Raw genomic sequence first — 19,683 nt, forward strand, 5'->3', positions numbered from 1 at the left:
AAATTGCCGCCCGGAAGTGGGCCCGGACGGCCGACGAACGGGTCCTATTTGCGCTACGCTTGATCCCATCCGTACCGCGCTTTGACGATCGCAAGAAGGCCGGCACGTTCCAGAAGCGGCTCCGGCGCCAGGAACGTCACCGTGACGACACCGGGATGGCGCCCGATTTCGATGGCGCCCGTGATCGTCGCCCGGTTCAGCACCTCCGGGACGCTGATGCCGAGCACCTTGGCCGCCCGCTCGAGCCCGTTTTCGGTCGCTTCGTTCAGCGTTCTTCCCGTTCCGACAAAAGAAATCGGATAGGACGTCTCCAGCGCCGGCACGCCCCATCGGGCGGCGAGGGCCTCCGCCCGGGCCCGCTCTTCCTTGGTGAACGGGCGGGCGAGATACGGCAGGTCTTCCACATTCGGAAGCAAAATCGGCCCCTCGATGTTCAGGCCTTTGAGCACTTCGACCCGCAAGGTGACGATGCCGCTTACGTCCGTCGTGTGTCCGGCAATTTCTCCGTCCCCCTGCATTGCATGCATGTCGCCGAGGTAGACGCCGCCGCCCTTGACTTTGACGGGGGCGATCACGACCGCGCCTTCCCGGACGCGGTTAATGTCCATGTGCCCGTCCGTCCGGTGCTTGATAAGATCTTCCTCGCTGATCCGGTAATCATGCGGCGCATCCACCAAGGCCGCCCCAAAATCCCCGGCGTTGTGCGAATCGGGAAACGGAATGGACGGCGTGGTCCCGAGCTGACCGAGAAACGGACGGACGCGCGCCATCGTCCCGACCAAGTCATGCGGTGCAAGCGTGACCACCGGGTTTTGAATCGACCGCTCCGGCGTTTTCATATAGAACCGGCCGTCCCGAGCGACTTTTTCGGCGGCCTCTTTGTGCAACGTGACGCCGACCCGATGGTCTTCATCGAAAACGATCGTATAACCATGCGTGAACTTAAACGGCGCGATTTCGGCCCCGCAGTGCGCACAGCGAATCGCGTCCGGGCCGATCCCCTCGATTTTCGTATCCGGATAGAACGTCCCGCACTCCGGGCATTTGGCGGCGACAAAGGGATCACCGATGTATCGCCCCTCGATCACCCGGTCGTTGCCCGATGCCGTGGCGATCGAGGTCACGCGAATCGATTCGATGTAAATGGCGATCGCGTCGCCGACTTCAGCGCCTTCCACGGATACCGGCTTGGTCACTTCATGGCCGCCCCTAAGCTTCGGGGTGAGCATGGGGCCCCAGCAGCCCGGCGTCGTGTTGGCGACGATATAGCCGCCGTTTTTCACCGGGCCGAGCATCGGTTCGTTCGGATCCAAAATGCCGTCGGTAAACACATCGACGTAAACGGTCCCCTGTGCCGGCATCTGGTGGCCCTCCTTCTGATCGACTAGCAAGCCCTTACATAAGAAAGAATATCATGGATCATTGCACGGATCTACATTTATCATTTGCAGTTCTCGTTTTTGTATCGCTTGAAAAAAGTGGCTCGGGATCCGGCCGCACCGTCTCCCGAGCCACCAGAAAGAGGGCCGACTCACGAACGCGTGGATGCGACGTTCTCTGGAACGATGGTCAGATCATGTTCAGCTGCTGGCAACCCTCGAAAGTCGGCATTCGCGATCAACGTTCCTTCGGCCAGCGCGTCGGACGCATCATTCTTGGCGACGACGAGGGGAATGCCGGCCGACTGCGCCCAGCGGACGGCGTCGGGGTGGATCACCTTCGCCCCGTTTTCGGCGAGCCGAAGCGCTTCTTCGTAGGTCAGGTAAGAAAAACGGAGGGATGCGGGATCGCGCCGCGGATCGGCGCTGTAGACGCCGTCGACGTCGGTATAAATCTCGCAGCGATCGGCGCCGAGGGCCGCTGCGAGCGCCGCCGCCGTCGTGTCGGAGCCGCCGCGACCGAGGGTCGTCACTTCGCCCGACGCGGACATGCCCTGAAAACCGGCGACGACGGGGACGGCGCCTCGGGCGAGGAGCGTTCGAATCCGGGCGGTGTTGAAGGCGACGATCCGGGCGCCGCCGTAGGTGCCGTCGGTGATGAGGCCGGCCTGAGCCCCCGTCAGCGCCTCGGCGGCCACCCCTTCCCGATGCAGGGCGATCGCCATGAGGCTCGCCGAGACGATCTCCCCGGTGGCGAGGAGAAGATCGAGTTCCCGCCCCGGCGGCGCCGGGTGAAGGGACGACGCCAGGGCGATGAGGCCGTCGGTCGAGCGCCCCATCGCCGAGACGACGAGGACGACCTCCGTCCCCTCCCGCACCGTCCGGGCGACCCGCGCCGCCACCGCCCGGATCGCTTCCACCGTGGCCAGCGACGATCCGCCGTATTTTTGCACGACCCGCCGGGGAATCCGTTCCATCGCCGGTTTCTCTCCTCTCCGTCTTCCGTCCCGCGCCAGATCGGCGCCGGTTGTCTCTTTATGAAGTACATCCTGTTTATGTTCGCTAGACAGTATAGCACCGCGTGCGGCCGAGCACAAGGGCGGAAAACAATTTCGCAATCTTAGTTCTCATCGGGGCCGCCTCCCGACAAAAAAAACGGCGAACCCCTTTTCGGTTCGCCGTCGGCGTTCCGTTTCCGCCCGCGTTTGGCGGCTTGATCTCACCGTTTCTCGGCTTGATCGCCCCGACGATCGGCTTGATCGGTCCGACCGATCCCGGGCCGCTCGCCGGAGGGGACCGCTTCGTCGGGCGACGTTCTATCGGCCGACGCCCGGGCCGCCTCGACGAAGGCGGCAAAGAGCCGTCGCTGCTCCCATGCGCCGGCGGCGGCGAGGGCTTCGGCGTGCCACTGGACGCCGAGGGCCAGCGGGCCGTCCGGCCGCTCGATCGCCTCGATCACCCCGTCGTCGCTCCAGGCGACGGCCCGCCAGCCGGGAGCGACGCGGCGGATCGCCTGATGGTGAAAGCTGTTGACGCGAAGCCGCTCCGCCCCGACGATCGCCCCAAGCCGGCTGTCCGGCGCCACCCCAACGGCGTGTGCCGGCCACGCGCGGGGCCCCCGCTGCATATGCATGACGAGCGGCCCGCGCCACTGGGCCGGAAGGTCCTGATGGAGATCGCCGCCGAAGGCGACGTTCAAAAGCTGCGCTCCCCGACAGATGCCGAAAAGCGGCAGACCCATCGCCGCGGCGAGGCGCGCAAGCGCCAGTTCAAAGGCGTCCCGCTCCGGCTCAACGGTCCCCAAAGACGGATGCGGCGCCTCGCCGAAAGAGGCCGGGTCGAGATCACCGCCGCCAGTGAGAAGAAGCCCGTCGATCAAAAGGAGCCTGCGCCGGACGTCCTGATCCGCCTCCGCGTAGCCGATCACGACCGGAAGCCCGCCGGCCGCTTCGACGGCGTCGAGGTAATCCCGGTGGACGGTATATCGACCGCCCTCATCCCGACTCGGGATGATGCCGATCACCGGCCGCATCGCCTCTCCCCCTCCCGCCCGGGCCCTTTTCTTCAGGTCCCTCTACGGAAGGTCCCTCTACGGAGCCGCGCCATCCGGAGCGCCGCGGCCCCCTTCTTCCGGATCGAATGCGTCCAACGCCGAATCACCGGATCTTCTCCGAAGCCGGGCGCCGCCGGTCGACCTACGCCCGACCGCCGTCCCCCGCCCGCGCCTCAAAGCGCTCTTCCGCCCCGAGGGGAAGCTCCACCTCCCCGAGGGGCACATCGTGCCGGACGAGATCGGCATACGTTTCTCGCCGGACGACGAGCCGCGCCCGGCCGTCCCGGACGAAGACGACCGCCGGCCGGGGCAGCCGGTTGTAGTGGCTCGCCATGGCGAACGTGTACGCCCCCGTCGCCGGCACCGCCAAGAGATCGCCGATCCGGACCGGCGGGAGCATCACCCGCTCGATGAGGACGTCGCCGCTTTCGCACAGCTTCCCGACGACGCTCACCGCCTCCGTCGCCGGCTCGAGCGCCCGGTCGGCGAGGAGGGCCGTGTAACGGGCGCCGTAGAGGGCCGGACGGATGTTGTCGCTCATCCCGCCGTCGACGGCGACGTAGCGCCGGATCCCCGGAAGATCCTTGATCGCCCCGACGCGATACAGCGTCCAGCCGGCCTCGCCGACGATCGAGCGGCCCGGCTCGAACCAGAGCGCCGGAAGCGGCCGGCCCGCCGCCCGAAAGCGCTCCTTCACCCCGTCCACGACCGCCCGGAGGAGCGCCGTCGCCTCCGGCGCCGCCTCCTCCTCGACGTGCCGGATGCCGAACCCGCCGCCCAGATTGAGCACCTCCAGGTCCAAGGGCGGAAGAAGAGGAAGCGCCCCGAGCAGCTTTTCGACGGCGGCGAGATAGCCATTTGGCGAGAAGATCTGCGAGCCGATGTGGATACTGAGTCCCCGCAGCCGGAGGCCCGGCACCGCCCGCGTCCGCTCGATCGCCGTCGCCACCTGGCCGCTTCCGAGGTCGAAGCCGAACTTCGATTCTTCCTGCCCGGTGGAAATATATGCGTGCGTATCGGCGTGGATGCCGGGCGTCACCCGAAGAAGAACGTCGATCGGCCGCCTCCCGCCGGCCGAACCGGCCGGGCCGGCAGCGCCCGCCGGAAGGCCGACCTCCGCCGCGACCGCCCGGAGGAGATCGTCCCGCTCCCCGGCGGCGAACGCCCGGAGCCGCTCAAGCTCGTCAAAATTGTCGACGATGATCACGCCGACGCCGGCGGCGAGGGCGAGGGCGAGTTCCGCATCGCTTTTGTTGTTCCCGTGAAAATGGATCCGCTCCGGCGGAAAGCCGGCCTGAAGCGCCGTGTACAGCTCCCCGCCCGAGACGACGTCGAGGCTCGCCCCTTCCTCCCGAACGAGCTCGGCCATCGCCCGCACGCAAAATGCCTTGCAGGCAAAGGCGACGTCATACGTCACCCCCGCCTCCCGGAGCACCGCCTGATAGGCCCGAAGCCGCTCCCGGATGAGCGCCTCGTCGTACACCCAAAGCGGCGTCCCGAACGCCTCCGCCAGGCGGGCGGCCGGGACGCCGCCGATCTCGAGACGCCCCCGTTCGTCGATCCGGCTTGTCCCTTTTAAGAAGAACACGGTTTCTCTCCCCTCCTTTGGCGACATCATAACACAGCGCGGCCCGCCCCGGAAGCGGCGGCGGACCACAACGAGCGGGCTCGGGTCAATTTTTGATCGTGTTTTGCGGATGGACGACGCTCGGCCGGCGGATTGTCTGCGGCACCGCCGTCCGGACGAGGACGTGCCAGAGGGCCGGACCGTTGAACGGGATGAGCGGCCAGAAATACGGCGTATCGAGCGAGCGGGTGAACACGAGCGCGATCACGAGGAGCGTCGCCGCGAGGACGAACCCCGGGATGCCGAAGAAAAAGACAGCCAGGATGAGCCAGAGGCGCGCCAGCCGGTTCGCCAGCGAAAGCTCGTAGCTCGGCGTCGCAAAGAGCCCGATGGCGGCAAAGGCGAGGTAGAGAAGCACCTCCGGCGTGAGGAGGCCGACCTTCACCGCCACGTCGCCGACGAGGACGGCGGCGATGACGCCCATCGCCGTCGCCAGCGGCGACGGCGTATGCACCGCCGCCATGCGCATGAGGTCGAGGCCGAATTCCGCCGCCAGCACCTGAAGGAGAAGCGGCACCTTGCCGGGTTTTTTCGGCCCGAGAAAGCGGAGCCAGTCGGGGAGAAGCTCCGGATGCTGGGTATACAGCACCCAGAGCGGAAGGAGAAAGATCGACGCCAGAATGCCGAGGAGCCGCACCCAGCGCAGATACGCCCCGGTGACCGGCGTCTGGCGGTACTCCTCGGCGTGCTGCACGTGATGGAAAAACGTCGTCGGCAGGATCATCACGCTCGGCGACGTGTCGACGATGAGGAGGACGTGCCCCTCCAAAAGGTGCTGCACCGCCACGTCCGGCCGTTCGGTGTACCGGACGAGCGGATACGGATTCCACGTCTGGCCGATGAGCAGCTCCTGAAGCGACTTGTCCGTCATCGGGAGCCCGTCGATCTCGATCGCCTGAAGCCGCTCCCGGATGAGCTGGACGAGGCCCGGATCGGCGATGTCCCGGATGTAAGCCAGGACGACGTCCGTCTTCGACCGCTCGCCGATGTGGGTCAGCTCCAGCCGGAGGCGCTCGTCCCGAAGCCGGCGGCGGATGAGGCCGGCGTTCGTGATGATGCTTTCGGTAAAGCCGTCCCGCGCCCCCCGGACGACCCGCTCCGTATCCGGCTCTTCCGGCGATCGGTTCGGGTACATCCGGCCGTCGAGGACGATCGCTTCGGCGTGGCCGTCGACGAAGAGGACGAAAAGCCCGCTCAGGAGAAGGTCGATCGCCTCGTCGATGGTCCGGCGCGTCTCCACCTGAACGTGCGTCGCGTACCGGGCGAGGATCAACCGGAAGACGTCTTCCCCGTCGTCGGGGCGGATTTCCGCCAGGGAGCGAAGCACGTGCACGAACATGCCCGCATCGACGAGCCCGTTCGAATAAAAGATCGCCACCCGCGTCTTCCCGACGAGGATCTCCCGGACGCCGACGTCAAACGACGTCCCGACGCCGGCGCGGTCTTTGACGATGGCGACGTTTTCTTCGATCGACCGGCGGACGGGAACGTGGAGCGAATCGTTCGGTGCGGCCACCGCCATCCCTCCCGCCTATAGCTTGCCCCGGCGGAAAGGAATGGCCGCTAGCGGCCGATCTCTTTTTTCAGCGTCTCGAGGATTTTTTTCTCCAGCCGGGACACCTGCACCTGGGAGATGCCGAGGCGGGCGGCGACTTCCTCCTGCGTCTGATCTTTAAAAAACCGGAGGTAGATGATGAGTCGCTCCCGCTCCGGCAGCCGGGCGATGACGTCCCGGAGGCCGACGTGTTCGATCCACGCCTCCTCCCGGTCGTCGGCGATCTGGTCGAGGAGCGTGATCGGGTCGCCGTCGTTTTCGTACACCGTCTCGTGGATCGACGCCGGCGGTCGGGTCGCTTCCTGGGCGAGGATCACGTCGTCCGGCGTCAGGCCGAGGGCGTCGGCGACCTCCTGGATCGTCGGCTCCCGACCGAGGGACTTCATGAGCTCGTCCCGCGCCCGGCGCACCCGGAGGCCCGCCTCCTTGAGCGCCCGGCTCACCTTGATCGTCCCGTCGTCCCGAATAAAGCGCTGGATTTCGCCGATGATCATCGGCACGGCGTAGGTCGAAAACTTCACGTCGTAGGCGAGATCAAACTTGTCGATCGCCTTGATGAGCCCGATGGCGCCGATCTGAAACAGGTCGTCCGCTTCGTACCCGCGGTTTAAAAACCGCTGGACGATCGACCAGACGAGGCGGAGATTCGCTTCGACGAGGGCCGTCCGCGCCGCCTCGTCGCCGGCATGGGCCCGGGCGATGAGCGACCGGATCTCCTCGTCGGAAAGCGCCGGGGCGGCCCGCTCCGCTTCGAACGACATCGAACCACCTTCTAATGGGCCGGCGCGCTCGGGGCGCCGGCCGAACTTTTGATCCGCCGCACCATCCGGACCCGCGTCCCCCGCCCCGGGGCGCTTTCGACCTCGACGTCGTCCATAAAGTTTTCCATGATCGTAAAGCCCATCCCCGACCGCTCGAGATCCGGCCGCGTCGTGTATAGCGGCTCCCGCGCCTTGGCCACGTCGGCAATGCCGGCGCCCTGGTCTTCGACGACGACGGTCAGGACGTCACCGTCGATCCACGCCCGGACGACGACCTCCCCGGGTTCGTCTCGATCGGGGTAGCCGTGGATGATGGCGTTCGTCACCGCTTCGGAGACCGCCGTTTTGATCTCGTCCAGCTCTTCCACCGTCGGGTCGAGGGCGGCGGCAAAGGCGGCGACGGCGACCCGGGCGAGGGACTCGTTGCCGCTTCTGGCGGGGAAGACAAGCGTCATGGCGTTCGTCCGGGCCATTTACGCCACCCCCAGGGCGTCCAGCGCTTCGGCTTCCGACGCCGCCACGGTGAGGATTTTGAGCAGGCCGGCCAGCTCGAAAATGCGCCGCACCGTCGGGCCGAGGCCGCAGACGACGAGGCGGCCGCCGACGGACTGCACTTTTTTATAACGCCCGAGGAGAACGCCGATGCCGGAACTGTCCATAAACGACAGGGCCGAGAGATTCAGCACGATGTCCCGCACGCCGTCTCCGTCGATCGCCCGGTCGAGGGCCGTCCGGAGCTCCGGCGCCGTGTGGTGATCGAGTTCGCCCGACAGACGGACGATGAGCACCTGATCGCGCTTTTCCGTCTCCAGCGCAAACATCCGTCCTCTCCCCCGTTTCTCTTCGGTCGCCCGGGTTCGCCCTCAAACCCCGCCGAGGACGCCCGGGTCAACCGCTCTGCCGATCGTCGATCGACGCCCGGCCGATCACCGTATCGTTTCGCTCCGTCCCTTCGGGAATCCTGCCGCGCCGACGCGACTCGTCCGACATCGACAAAGGTTCTCAGATAACGCGAAAACCCGCGCGGGGCTGCGCCGGCACAGGCCCTTCGCGGGTAGCTTGGCCATTTTCTTTCGGGGGTATCCCTCTTTTTTCATTTAATTTTTGCACTAACCGGATCCCGGCCTTCGACGAGGCGGTAAAACATCCGGTTGAACAGCGTCCCGAACGACGCCCGGCCGCTTCCTTCGGCGGCGACGAGGGGGACGCGGACCGTCCGGTCGCCGTCCCGGACGACGAGGGTGCCGAGCGGATCGCCGGCATGGACCGGCGCCGGGACGACGGCCGGGAGCGTCACGGCCAATTCCGGCTTGCCGACGGCGGCGCCTTTTTTCCGGAGGAGGCTCACGGCGTGCGGGGCGGTCGCGTGGACGACGGGCCGGTCGCCCTTGTCGACCCGGACGGCGCCGACGACGGTCCCCTTCGGTACGAGGACGACGCTGGTGTAGTGGGCGAAGCCGTAGTCGAGCATCGCCGTGATGTCCCGATTCCGGGTCTTCGCCGTCGGCTCGCCGAGGACGACGGCGATCAGGCGCAGATCGCCCCGCTTGGCCGTCGCCGAGAGGCCGTAGCGGGCCTCGCTCGTGTAGCCGGTCTTCAGGCCGTCCATCCCTTCGTAGAAGCGCACCAGCCGGTTCGTGTTGACGAGCCAGAACGGCCGGTCGGTGTCCTTCCGGAGGTAATCTTCGTAGAGCGACGTGTAGCGGAGGACCGCCTCGTGGGCGATGAGGGCCCGGCTCATGATGGCGATGTCCCGGGCGGTCGTGTAGTGGTTTTCGACCGGGAGGCCGGTGGCGTTGGCGAAGTGGGTGTTGTTCATGCCGAGGGCCTTCGCCTTTTCGTTCATCCGGGCGACGAACGCCGCTTCCGAGCCGGCGAGGTGTTCCGCCATCGCCACCGAGGCATCGTTCGCCGAGGCGATCGCGATCGCTTTGATCAGGTCTTCGACGGTCATCCGCTCGCCGGGGGCGAGGAAGATCTGGGATCCGCCCATCGAAGCCGCCCGCTCGCTCGCCGTGACGACGTCCGTGAGGCGGATGTCGCCCCGCTCGAGGGCCTCCATGATGAGAAGAAGGGTCATGATCTTGGTGATGCTGGCCGGCGGCCGCTTTTCATCGGCGTTTTTCTCGTACAGGACGGTGCCGGTGTCCATGTCGACGAGGATCGCCGAGACGGCATCCGGCGCAAGGTCGACCGGCGGTGCCTCGGCTGCCTCGACGAGGGGCTCGGCGAAGACGGCTTCCGTCCCGGTCTTCGCCCGCCGCTCGACGATCGGAAGGCCGCCTTCCGCCGCGCCGGCTCCGACCGCCGGCGCCGCCTTGTGGCCGTCGGCCTCGGCTGGCGCCGGATGGATGCCGCCATCGGAGGGGGCGTCGGCCGCCGGATTCTTCGGGGCGTCGCCGGAGACGGCGCCGGTCGGTGGGGGTGCCCCGCCTTCGCCGGGGATGGCATGGTCCGCCGGCGGCGCTGTTTTTTCGCCGGGGGGAAGGCCGGACGAGGGCGATCCGCCTTGGTCCGGGAGGCCGTCGGCCCGGACGACGGGGCCGAGGGCGCCGGTCCCGATGAGGGCGAGGCCGATCAGGCCATAAGCGATGCCGCGCCGGGGCCGGGGGAGGCACCGGTCGCGCCTCTTCAACCGAGGTGCGCTCACCGCGCGGGCCTCCTTTCACCGTTTCGGATGCGGCCGCCCGACCCTTGGGCGACCGGCCGCTTTACCGTTCGGTATACCCGAAAAAAGGCCCGCTTAAACCGGACGCCGCTTCCGCCCGGACGGCCCCGCCTCGGCGCGGTCCGGCCGGCGCGCCGGCCCCGAGGCCGCCGGTGCCCGTTCGGTTCGTGCGGCTTCATCGGTCGCGGCATCCCGGCGTTCGAGACGCCTCACGACCGGGTCGTCCGACCGGTTCGTGCCGGCCGGCCGGTCGCGGCGGCTCATCCGGCCGGCCGCGGCCCCCGATCGGTTCTCGGCTCGCGGAACGTCCACCTCCGGTGGCCGACGAAGGTGAGGGTCGTATAGAGCCCCGTGCCGATGACGACGGCCAGCATATCGAAGCCCTGCGGCGAAGCTCCGATCGGCCCGGCGCCCAAGGCGGCGGCCAGAACGGAGAGGCCGACCAAGGCCGCCGAAGCCATCCGGCGGGCGACGAAAAAGGCGACGCCGTAGCCGACGAGGGTGACGAGGAGAAACCGCCCGAAGGCCCGCCGGACGTCTCCCCGGTGGCCGAACGTAAAGCGACGGTTTAAGGCAAAGCTCGTCCCGAGGCCGAGCGCAAACCCGCCGGCGGTCGCCGGCCAGTACGGGACGCCGAGGCGGAGGAGAAGGAGCATCGCGCCGGTGCCGACCAAAGTGTTCACGACGCCGACGGCGAGGTAGCGCCCTCCCTGCCGCCAGGCGGACGGCGTCTGAGGCGGACCGGCCGCCCGGCTCCGAAGGCCTTCCCGGCCCATCGCGCCGCCCCCGACATCACCGCGCACAGCCACCCGCCTCCCCGGCACCGTCCGGGCTCCCCGCGCGGCTTCTTCCGCCGGTCCGGTCGGCTAAGGCGCGCTCCTCTGCTTCGCGGCCGCCCTCGCTTCCGAACGGCTTCCCGTCGCCGCCTTCATCGCGGCCGCCCCCGCTTTCGAATGTCTGCCCGACCCCGCCTGCCGCCCGGACCTTCGGCGCCGGCGCCCGCCGGGGGGGAAGCACCGCCGCTTCGACGATGTACCGCGGCCGCCGTTTCGCCTCGAGATAGATTTTGCCGATATACTCCCCGACCAGTCCGATGGAAAGCAGCATGAGTCCGCCGAGAAACCAGAGGGAGAGCATGAGGCTCGTCCAGCCGCGCTCGGCATGACCGGCGAGCTTGCTCCAGAGGGTGTATCCGCCGGCGAGGGCGCTCACGGCGAAAACGGTGAGGCCTGCGAGCGTCACGAAGCGGATCGGCCGGACGCTGAACGACGTGATCCCTTCGACGGCCAAGGCGAGCATCTTCCGGAGCGGGTACTTGGACTCGCCGGCGGCCCGATGGCGGCGATCGTAGCGGACGATCGCCTGGCGGAAACCGATGAGCGGGACGAGGCCCCGGAGGAAGAGGTTGGCCTCCCGGAAGCGGAGGAGCGCCCGGAGCGCCCGGCGGGAAAGAAGCCGGTAGTCGGCGTGGTCGCTTACGATCTCAGCCCCCATCCAGCGCATCAGCCGGTAGAACGCCCGGGCCGTCGTCCGCTTGAACCACCGGTCCGTCTCCCGGGCCCGGCGCACGCCGTAGACGACGTCGTAGCCTTCGAGAAAGCGGAGGACCATCTCCCGCATCGCCGACACGTCGTCCTGGAGATCGGCGTCGATCGACACGACGGCGTCCGCCCGGTCCCGGACGGCCCGGTAGCCGGCGAGAAGCGCCGCCTGATGGCCGGCGTTTTTGGCCAGTTTGAGGCCGTAAAAACGGAGCGACGACGGCGATGGCGAAGACGAGACGGCTTCCGCCAAGCTCGCGATGATCGACCACGTCCGGTCCCGGCTCCCGTCGTCGACGAACAGGACGTAACTCTCTTCCGCGATCAGCCCTTCCCGGACCATCGCCCAAAGCGTTTCCCGGAGCGCCGCCCCCGTCTGCGGAAGGACTTCTTCTTCGTTGTAACACGGGACGACGACGGCGAGCACCGGCTTCTTTCGACCGGCGCCCGAGCGGATGGAATCGGCGTTCGTCGCGTTCATCGTCGCTCATCGCTCCTTTACGCCATGCTCCGGATGCGTTTTTCCGGCATATCCCGTCTCTCCACAAGAACCGCCGCGCCTTGCGCTCGGTTCGCCCGCTCGGCGGAGCGCTCGGGTGACCGTCACCAGACCGGCTCCGGCCAGGATCGACAGGGTCGGCAGCGCGAAATATCGATACCGCACCTGAATCTCGATGACGAGGTGCACCGCCGCGTATCCGAGCACGATCCAAAGAAGGAGCATCCGTCCGTCCGGCCAAGGGCCGCGCCCATCTTGGCGCCGCATCCCGAGGACAAGCCCGACGAAGGCGGAAGCCGTGACGAAGAGAAACGCGGCGCGTTCGGCGGCTTTCAGGGCGGCCTCCAGGGCCGGCCGATGGACGCCGTGATTCCACCAGAAGGTCGCGTCCGGCGAACCCCACAAAATACAAAATTTCCGCCAGAAAAGCGGAAGAAGCGCGTCGACGTCCAGGAGCCGCTTCAGAACGAGCGCTTTTTCGACCTCGAGCTGCGCTTGCAAGGTCGGGAGATCGGCGAACCGGCGCAGGTCTTCCTCGGCGTACTGGCCGCTCGACGCGGGGTTCAGGCCGACGACAAACTTCCAGTACGGATCGTGGCTCTTTAAGCTGTAGGGCGTCACGCCTGCGGCGTTCAGCGCAAGGCCGGCCGCGGAGGTGACGAGCCAAAAGACGATCAGGACCCACGCGATAGTTTCAAGCGGAATCACCGCCTTTCGGAGCGCCGGCCAAAAACGCTTCTCCGAGGCGGAGCGCTCGCTCGAAAGCCAAACGAAGGCGGCGCGAAACAGGCCAAAGAAGGCGATCACCGGTAAAACGAGCGGCCCGTACGGGCGAAAAAGCTCGCCGAGCGCCAAAGCCAAACCGGTCGCGATCGCCCGCGGCCGCTCGCGCAGGCGGAGATCGCAAAGGAAAAAGCAAAACGCAAGATAAAAGAAAAAATCGGCCGGGTGCTGATTCGTCAGCACGCTTACGGTGCTGATCGTCGAAGGATACAGCGCGTACACCAGGCCGGCCGCTCGCCCCGCCCGATCGCCGAACAGCGCTCGCCCGAGCGCATAGACGACGCCGGCAAGCGCGCTCTGCCAGAAGGCGTTGAGAACCTTCAAAGGGAGGGGATGAGCGCCGAAGAGCTTGATGACGAGCGCTTCGTACAGCGTAAACGGCAGCTGATACGTCCAGCGCACATAATACGGCGCCTCCGTAAAGCTGAAATCGCCGCGCGCGGCCTTCACGGCCATGTTGAACATGAACTCGAAGTCCGACACCGGCGTCGTCGGAACCGAGGCGACCCAAATGAGGCGGATCGCCAAAGCGAAGCAAAAAAGGCCGACGACGAACCGGACCGAAGATCGCAGGCGAAAGAGGAAGACGCCCGTCCCCACAAGCGCCGCCGCCGCCATGCCGAAAAGCGCCAGCCGCTCCGGGGCCGATCGACCGAGCTCCAGAAGGCCGGACGCGATGCCCTGTTCATTTTGGACCAGCGCCTTCAGGGTGACGAAGAATCCGAGCGCCACGAAAACGGTGGCCGCGGCGAACGTAAGGCGTTTCGCTCCGTGCGCGAAACGATCGATTCCATGCAACGAACGCACCCCTGGTGACAGATTATACGATATCTGGGCAAAGCTCAAGACCCGTTCGGCGGCGTTCCGTCAAGAAGGTCCTGATGATCGCCACCGCCCTCAACGGCTGTTTTTCAACCCTCGGCTCAGCCCGTTCCGGATAGCGTGCACTTTGCAACGCTCTCCTACCGTGCCGGTCAGCCCTTCTGAATTGCTCGGTCGCAGGCAAAGTTGGGCATCCCGGATGACCAGTCCGCTCCCCCGAAGCCCCCGCGCTTTCAGCCCTCCTTGAAACTCGGTCCACAACGCCCCATCCTCAGGGGGCCGATGTCAAACCCAGCACCTCGCGCTCCCCCGTAACGGGTAGCCCCGATGGCGATCGGGCAAACCGAGCGCATCGGCTGACACCCAATCTCGTCCGGAAAGTTCCGCACCGAACACTCCGCCGCTCCCCCGTTTCCGCACCGTTCGGCCGGCTCGGTGCACCGGAAGCCGGAGGCGGCCGGATCATCGGTCGGGCGGACCGCTTGCGTTTGGTTTTTTTTGAGTGTTACAATGGGCACAGATCACAGCGTGACTGCACAAGGAGGGGTTGCGGTGTTGCGTCCGGTGCCTTCGTACGCACCGCACCATGCGTGGGTTCGCCCGATCGAAGCCGCCTGGGTCAGCGGCGACGGGAAGGCAAGTCGGCACCAATTAGTCGAAAGATTTATTAAATTATTTCCGACGGCCCTCTTCCGCCTCGGACACCGGTATCGGGAAACGCCCGGACCGGAGACGGACATCCTCCTGACCGAAGCGCCGTTTCTCCGGCCGATCGGCTGGCGGGAGGCGCCCCTGTTCACCGCCCGGCGGCGGTATCGCCTGCCCAAAACGCCGACGGTCGTCGCCGTCGTCGGCGCCGACCCCGATGCGTGGCTGGCGGCCCTTCGGGCGGCCGACCGGCTCCTCGCCGGCCGCGACGAGACCGGAAGCGCCGCGCTTCTCGCCGGCCTCGCTCCGACGGCCAAAGAAGCGCTCCTCGCCCAGGGTCGCCGGGGCGGTCCCGTTCTCCTTCTCGAACGGGCCCTGCAGGCTCAGGCGAAAAGCATCCGCCTCCTCCTTCTTCTCGGCCGGACGACGATCGAAGCGGCGTACGTCTTCGACCTCGTCGGCGCCCACCCGCGGCTCGTCGTCGATCCGGCCGTCCCGGCCGTGGAAGGAGCGGCGCTCCCGGAGACCGGAGAGCCGCCCGGTGCGCCGGCAGCCGCCGGGTCCGCCACCCGCGAAACCGAGCCGGCGACCGCGGGCCGGCCGTCGGCCGGCGCCGGACACTTCCGGGAAGACGCCGCGGCCCTCGAGCCCCCGCCGACGGCCCGTTTTCCCGACGAGGCGTCGCTCGTCGAAGACGTCGTCCGGCGCCTGCAGGCGGTCGTGAGCACCCGGGAGATCACCGCCCACGTCACCCTCGATGAACCGCTTCCGGAAGACGCCTGGCGCCGGTTGACCGCTCCGGCGGCGATGCGGCGGGCCGGCCTGGAATTCGGCCGGCGGGGCTTTTTCACCGAGACGATCACCATCCGATCCCTCGTCCGGGTGCCGGCGATGAGCGACGCCATCGCCGACCAGTACAGCGAAGGCTGCTACGCGACGTGGGAGCCGGGCGTCGGCCTCGTGGCGACGATCACCGGCAGCGCCCGGGCGTTCGACAAGACGGCCCTTTCGGACGACGAGCTTGCGCTCATCGTCGGCGTCCGCCCGGACGGCGCCGGCGCCGTCGTCCGGCCGGTCGCGGGGAAGCGGAACGACCCGCCGTCCTCGGAGGCGGTGGAACTCTTTGCCATGGACGCGCCGCTGCCGAAGATCCGCTGGTCGGCGCCCGACGGCCCGCGGGACGTGCCGGTCGCCCGTTCGAAACTCCACGGGCATCGGGGCGTCCGGGCCTTCGATCCCCGGCGGGTCGAGTACGTTCCGATGGGCGCCGCGTATTTTCACTACCCCGTCTCCTGCTCGACGGAGGCGCAGGCCCTCGGGATCATCGAGGCCTTTCGCCGCTCGGAGGCGCTCACGCGGCCGGACGACCCGCGGATGATCGCCTTTACCATCATCCCGGGCCACGGCGTCTTGATCGTCGAAAAGTGGGCGCCGGGGAAAGCGCCGTTTCAGCTCATCTGGGAAGCGATGGACGACGGCGCCCTCGAGATCACGCCGCGGGTGCCGCAGGGACCGTTCCAGTACGTCCCGGCCGCAGACGGCCGCCTGGTCTGGCCGGAGGGGTAATCGGGCGATGCGCCTTTGGTCCCTTCCCCTCCGCGGCCGCGTCGTCGTCCTCACCGGCGCCTCCTCCGGCTTCGGCGAGCGAACCGCCCGCCGGCTCGCCGTCGAAGGGGCCCGCCTTGTCCTCGCCGCCCGCCGGGCGGAGCGGCTCGAAGCGCTCCGGCGGAACCTCCCGACCGAAGCGGTCGCCGTCTCCGCCGACGTCACCGACCCGGCCGCCCGCCGGCGAATCGTGGAGGCGGCGCTTTCGGCCTTCGGCCGCATCGACGTCCTCATCCACAACGCCGGCCTGGGCCGGCTCGACTGGCTGGACAACCTCGCTCCGGACGAGATCGACCGGATGATCGACGTGAACTTCCGGGCGCCGATCCATTTCACCCGGGAAGCGCTGCCCCATCTGGTTCCCGGCGGCCACGTCGTCTTCGTCGCCTCGCTCGCGTCCTTTACCGCGACGCCGCCGTACGTCATCTACGCGGCAACGAAGTTCGGACTCAAAGGCTTCGCCGACGCCCTCCGGCGGGAGCTTCGTCCCCGGGGCCTTCGCGTCACCGCCGTCTACCCGGCGCCGGCCCGGACGGAATTCACCGCCCACAACGGCGAGAGCGTCTTCCTCCCGTTCGTCTCCCATCCCCGCTGGCTCTTCCTCGACCCGGACCGGGTCGCCCGGGCGATCGTCGCCGCCCTGAAGCGGCCCCGGGCCCACGTCTTCGTTCCGGGGTGGATCCGGCCGATCGCCTGGGCGGAAGGGGTCGTCCCGGGCCTCGTCGACGCCGTCGTCGGCCCGCTGTTCGTCCGGCCCTTCTGGGCACGGGAAGCGCGGCGGCGCGTATCGCCGGAGCGTCGGCCGGCCCCGTGAGCCCGATCGCGGTCGATCCCCTTTGTCATCGCCGCGCTTCTCGCCCAGAAGGCCAAAAAAACCGCCGAGCCGGAAACCGGCGTCCACCTTCTGGAAGGATGGCCGACCGGGAAGAAAACGGCCGCGCGAAACCTTGAACGTCTGACCCGCGGCGCCCCGCTTCACCCGTCGAGGATGGCCAGCACTTTCGACGCCGGTCCACCGGCCGCCCGGCCCGCGAGACCGGCGTCTTCGGCTGTTTCGCCGAGGGCATACGCCTCCCGCAGGCGGAGGACGGCGTCTTCCGGGATCGGCCGGGAGGCAAGCACGTCCGCCAGCACCTCGCCCCGGCGGACGACCTCCCCGGTTTTTTTCCTAAGGTGGACCCCGGCGGCGAGATCGATCGCCGCTTCTTTCGTCGCCCGGCCGGCACCGGCGCGCATCGCCGCCTCCCCGACCGCCCGGGCGTCGAGGGCGGTGACGACGCCGTCGGCCCAGGCGACCACCGCCGCCCGGTGGTGCGGCCGGGGAAGGACCGCCTCCGGCGCGTCGACGACCGCCGGATCGCCCCCTTGAGCGGCCACGAAAGCCCGAAACGCCCCGAGCCCCCGGCCGTCGGCGAGGGCCTCCCGAACGGCGGCGACCGCCGCCGCCCGGTCGGGGGCGAGGCCGGCCAGGAGCACCATCTCCGCCGCCACGACGACGGCCACTTCTTCGACGTCCGCCGGCCCCTCGCCGCGAAGGACGCGGATCGCCTCCGCCACCTCGTTGGCATTGCCGACTTCCCGGCCGAGGGGCTCGTCCATCGCCGTGAGAATCGCGTGCGTCCGCTTGCCGAGCCGTCGGCCGATGGCGATCATCGCCTCGGCGAGCGCCCGGGCCGACGCCTCGTCCGGCATGAACGCCCCCCGTCCGACCTTGACGTCGAGGACGATGGCGTCGGCGCCGGCGGCGAGCTTTTTGCTCATGATCGAGCTCGCGATGAGCGGAATCGAGTCCACCGTGCCGGTCACGTCCCGGAGGGCGTAGAGCGCCCTGTCCGCCGGGACGAGACCTTCCGTCTGGCCGACGACGGCGAAGCCGACGGCGTCGACCTGGCGCAAAAACGCCTCCCGGTCGAGGGCGGTGCGAAAGCCGGGGATCGCCTCCAGCTTATCGATCGTGCCGCCGGTGTGGCCGAGGCCGCGGCCGCTCATCTTCGGCGCCTTCACCCCGACGGCGGCCGCGAGCGGAAGCGCGACGAGCGTCGTCTTGTCGCCGACGCCGCCGGTCGAGTGCTTGTCCACCTTGACGCCGGGGACGACCGAAAGATCGAGCACCTCCCCGGACGTGCGCATGGCCTCGGTGAGCGCCGCCACCTCGGCCTCGGTCATGCCGCGAAAATAGACGGCCATCAAAAAGGCGCTCACCTGGTAGTCCGGAATCGTCCCCCGGACGACGCCGTCGACGAAGAAGCGGATCTCCCCTTCGGTGAGCGCCCCGCCGTCCCGTTTTTTCAAGATGAGATCGAGCATCCGCATCGCGCTTCCCCCTTGCCGCCCGCCGGTTCCGTCGGCCGTTCCGCCCCTTCCTTCCCGACGATGGCGCCCGACGACGGCCCGGGTCAGGCTTTTCAAGCCGGCCGGCCGCTTGACGCCGTCGGCCGCGTGCGGCAAACGTTAAGCCGAGTTCGGCCGCGGTCGCTCGCCGTCGGCCGGCCGGCGTTCGGCCGCCGTTTCGACTCGATCGCTTCGATCAGGCGGCGATCTCGCCCAAAAAACTCGTCCCGAGCGGCATCGGTCCGACGCTGAAGTTCTCGGCGATCGTCTGGGCGACGTCCGCAAACGTCTCCCGGGTGCCGAGGGGCCGTCCGACGACCCCCTTGGCCTCCGCCGTCGGATCGTAGACGAGGAGCGGCACGTACTCCCGGGTGTGGTCCGTCCCGCGAAACGTCGGGTCGTTCCCGTGGTCCGCCGTCAGGATGAAGAGGTCCCCCGGCCGAAGCGCCTGCAGAAGTTCCGGAAGCCGCCGGTCGAACGCCTCGAGGGCCGCCTTGTAGCCGGCCGGATCGCGCCGGTGGCCGTATTTGGAGTCGAAGTCGACGAGATTGGTCAGGACAAGCCCCTTAAGATCCGACCGGGCGATCATCCGGAGCGTCACGTCGACGCCGTCGTCGTTCGACCGGGTCGGGTGGCTTTCGGTGAGGCCGACACCGGCAAAAATGTCCCCGATCTTGCCGACGCCGACGACGTCGTAGCCGGCCGCCTTCAGCCGGACCAGGACCGTCTCGCCGTGGGGCTCGACGGAAAAATCCCGCCGGTTCGGCGTCCGCTCGAATGCCCCCGGGGCGCCGACGAACGGCCGGGCGATCACCCGGGCGACCGCCCAGTCCGGCCGCGAGCGGGTGAGGGCGAGGGCGGTCTCACAGGCCCGGTAGAGCTCCGAAAGCGGGACGACGGCCTCGTGGGCGGCGATCTGAAAGACGCTGTCGGCGGACGTGTAGACGATCCACGCCCCGGTCCGGAGGTGTTCCTCCCCGAGGCGGGCGATGATCTCGGTGCCGGACGCCGGGACGTTCCCGAGGACGCTGCGGCCGGTCGCATCGGCAAACGCCCGGAGGAGTTCTTCCGGAAAGCCGTTCGGATAGGTCGGAAACGGCGTGTCGGTCCGGAGCCCCATGAGCTCCCAGTGGCCGATCGTCGTATCCTTCCCCCGGGAGACTTCCGCCATCCGGCCGAAATGGGCCCGCGGCCGCTCCGCCGGCGGGATGCCCGAAAGCGGCGCGATGTTCCCCAGGCCGAGGGCGGCCAGGTTGGGCACGAACAGCCCGACCCGCTCGGCGATGTGGCCGAGGGTGTTCGCCCCCGCGTCGCCGAATGCCTCGGCGTCCGGAAGCGCTCCGATGCCGACACTGTCCAGAACGACGACAAAAAGCCGCCGATAACGCGTCGCCATCGTCCCTTTCCCCCC

16 protein-coding genes and 1 pseudogene are annotated in these 19,683 nt (G+C 68.2%); 2 read left to right on the top strand and 15 right to left on the bottom strand.

Annotated features, from left to right (window positions below):
• Positions 1 to 53: 53 nt before the first annotated feature.
• The 13 genes and pseudogenes from K2M58_RS06430 to K2M58_RS12965 all read right to left on the bottom strand — a co-directional run bounded on the left by K2M58_RS06430 (position 54) and on the right by K2M58_RS12965 (position 13,949).
• Positions 54 to 1,361: an acetamidase/formamidase family protein gene (locus K2M58_RS06430; protein ID WP_220676884.1), complete on the bottom strand. Its 1,308-nt coding sequence runs from the start codon at positions 1,359 to 1,361 to the stop codon at positions 54 to 56.
• A 170-nt stretch (positions 1,362 to 1,531) separates the two neighbouring features.
• Positions 1,532 to 2,356, bottom strand: a complete 825-nt coding sequence (locus tag K2M58_RS06435) for an aspartate kinase (protein WP_220676885.1) — start codon at positions 2,354 to 2,356, stop codon at positions 1,532 to 1,534.
• A 242-nt stretch (positions 2,357 to 2,598) separates the two neighbouring features.
• A complete protein-coding gene (locus K2M58_RS06440; RefSeq protein ID WP_220676886.1) occupies positions 2,599 to 3,411 on the bottom strand; it encodes a gamma-glutamyl-gamma-aminobutyrate hydrolase family protein in 813 nt (270 codons plus the stop codon).
• 163 nt (positions 3,412 to 3,574) lie between these two features.
• Positions 3,575 to 5,020 carry a diaminopimelate decarboxylase gene (gene lysA / locus K2M58_RS06445; RefSeq protein ID WP_245637741.1) on the bottom strand — a complete coding sequence of 482 codons (1,446 nt, stop codon included), beginning with the start codon at positions 5,018 to 5,020 and terminating at the stop codon, positions 3,575 to 3,577.
• 85 nt (positions 5,021 to 5,105) lie between these two features.
• Positions 5,106 to 6,575 (bottom strand): spore germination protein, encoded by a 1,470-nt coding sequence (locus K2M58_RS06450; RefSeq protein WP_252393394.1) that lies wholly within the window; start codon positions 6,573 to 6,575, stop codon positions 5,106 to 5,108.
• A 47-nt stretch (positions 6,576 to 6,622) separates the two neighbouring features.
• Positions 6,623 to 7,375 (bottom strand): RNA polymerase sporulation sigma factor SigF, encoded by a 753-nt coding sequence (gene sigF / locus K2M58_RS06455; protein ID WP_066203718.1) that lies wholly within the window; start codon positions 7,373 to 7,375, stop codon positions 6,623 to 6,625.
• Between the two features lie 11 nt (positions 7,376 to 7,386).
• Positions 7,387 to 7,848, bottom strand: coding sequence for an anti-sigma F factor (spoIIAB, locus tag K2M58_RS06460; RefSeq protein ID WP_066203720.1), 462 nt, complete (start codon positions 7,846 to 7,848; stop codon positions 7,387 to 7,389).
• A complete protein-coding gene (gene spoIIAA, locus K2M58_RS06465; protein ID WP_066203722.1) occupies positions 7,849 to 8,196 on the bottom strand; it encodes an anti-sigma F factor antagonist in 348 nt (115 codons plus the stop codon).
• A 272-nt stretch (positions 8,197 to 8,468) separates the two neighbouring features.
• Positions 8,469 to 10,025 carry a D-alanyl-D-alanine carboxypeptidase family protein gene (locus K2M58_RS06470; protein WP_252393395.1) on the bottom strand — a complete coding sequence of 519 codons (1,557 nt, stop codon included), beginning with the start codon at positions 10,023 to 10,025 and terminating at the stop codon, positions 8,469 to 8,471.
• Between the two features lie 278 nt (positions 10,026 to 10,303).
• Positions 10,304 to 10,819, bottom strand: a complete 516-nt coding sequence (locus tag K2M58_RS06475; protein WP_220676888.1) for a GtrA family protein — start codon at positions 10,817 to 10,819, stop codon at positions 10,304 to 10,306.
• Positions 10,820 to 11,066: 247 nt separating this feature from the next.
• Positions 11,067 to 12,065 (bottom strand): annotated as a pseudogene (locus K2M58_RS06480) (glycosyltransferase family 2 protein); the annotation flags it as partial.
• A gap of 6 nt (positions 12,066 to 12,071) precedes the next feature.
• Positions 12,072 to 13,664 carry a glycosyltransferase family 39 protein gene (locus K2M58_RS06485; RefSeq protein WP_220676890.1) on the bottom strand — a complete coding sequence of 531 codons (1,593 nt, stop codon included), beginning with the start codon at positions 13,662 to 13,664 and terminating at the stop codon, positions 12,072 to 12,074.
• A gap of 99 nt (positions 13,665 to 13,763) precedes the next feature.
• Complete coding sequence (locus tag K2M58_RS12965) at positions 13,764 to 13,949, bottom strand: transposase (protein ID WP_156423590.1); 186 nt, start codon at positions 13,947 to 13,949, stop codon at positions 13,764 to 13,766.
• Between the two features lie 291 nt (positions 13,950 to 14,240).
• Here K2M58_RS12965 and K2M58_RS06495 point away from each other — a divergent pair, with 291 nt between their 5' ends.
• Complete coding sequence (locus tag K2M58_RS06495) at positions 14,241 to 15,902, top strand: hypothetical protein (protein ID WP_220676891.1); 1,662 nt, start codon at positions 14,241 to 14,243, stop codon at positions 15,900 to 15,902.
• 7 nt (positions 15,903 to 15,909) lie between these two features.
• Complete coding sequence (locus K2M58_RS06500) at positions 15,910 to 16,755, top strand: SDR family NAD(P)-dependent oxidoreductase (RefSeq protein ID WP_066203741.1); 846 nt, start codon at positions 15,910 to 15,912, stop codon at positions 16,753 to 16,755.
• A 161-nt stretch (positions 16,756 to 16,916) separates the two neighbouring features.
• On the opposite strand, the gene K2M58_RS06505 is transcribed toward K2M58_RS06500, so the two are convergent.
• Together K2M58_RS06505 and K2M58_RS06510 are read right to left on the bottom strand one after the other, a co-directional pair.
• Positions 16,917 to 18,254 (bottom strand): thymidine phosphorylase, encoded by a 1,338-nt coding sequence (locus tag K2M58_RS06505; RefSeq protein WP_220676892.1) that lies wholly within the window; start codon positions 18,252 to 18,254, stop codon positions 16,917 to 16,919.
• A gap of 214 nt (positions 18,255 to 18,468) precedes the next feature.
• Entirely contained in the window at positions 18,469 to 19,668 is a 1,200-nt protein-coding gene (locus K2M58_RS06510; protein ID WP_220676893.1) for a phosphopentomutase, read from the bottom strand.
• Between the last annotated feature and the right edge of the window lie 15 nt (positions 19,669 to 19,683).

The sequence above is a fragment of the Hydrogenibacillus sp. N12 genome, assembly GCF_019645935.1.
Classification (GTDB): Bacteria; Bacillota; Bacilli; order Thermicanales; family DSM-22653; genus Hydrogenibacillus; species Hydrogenibacillus schlegelii.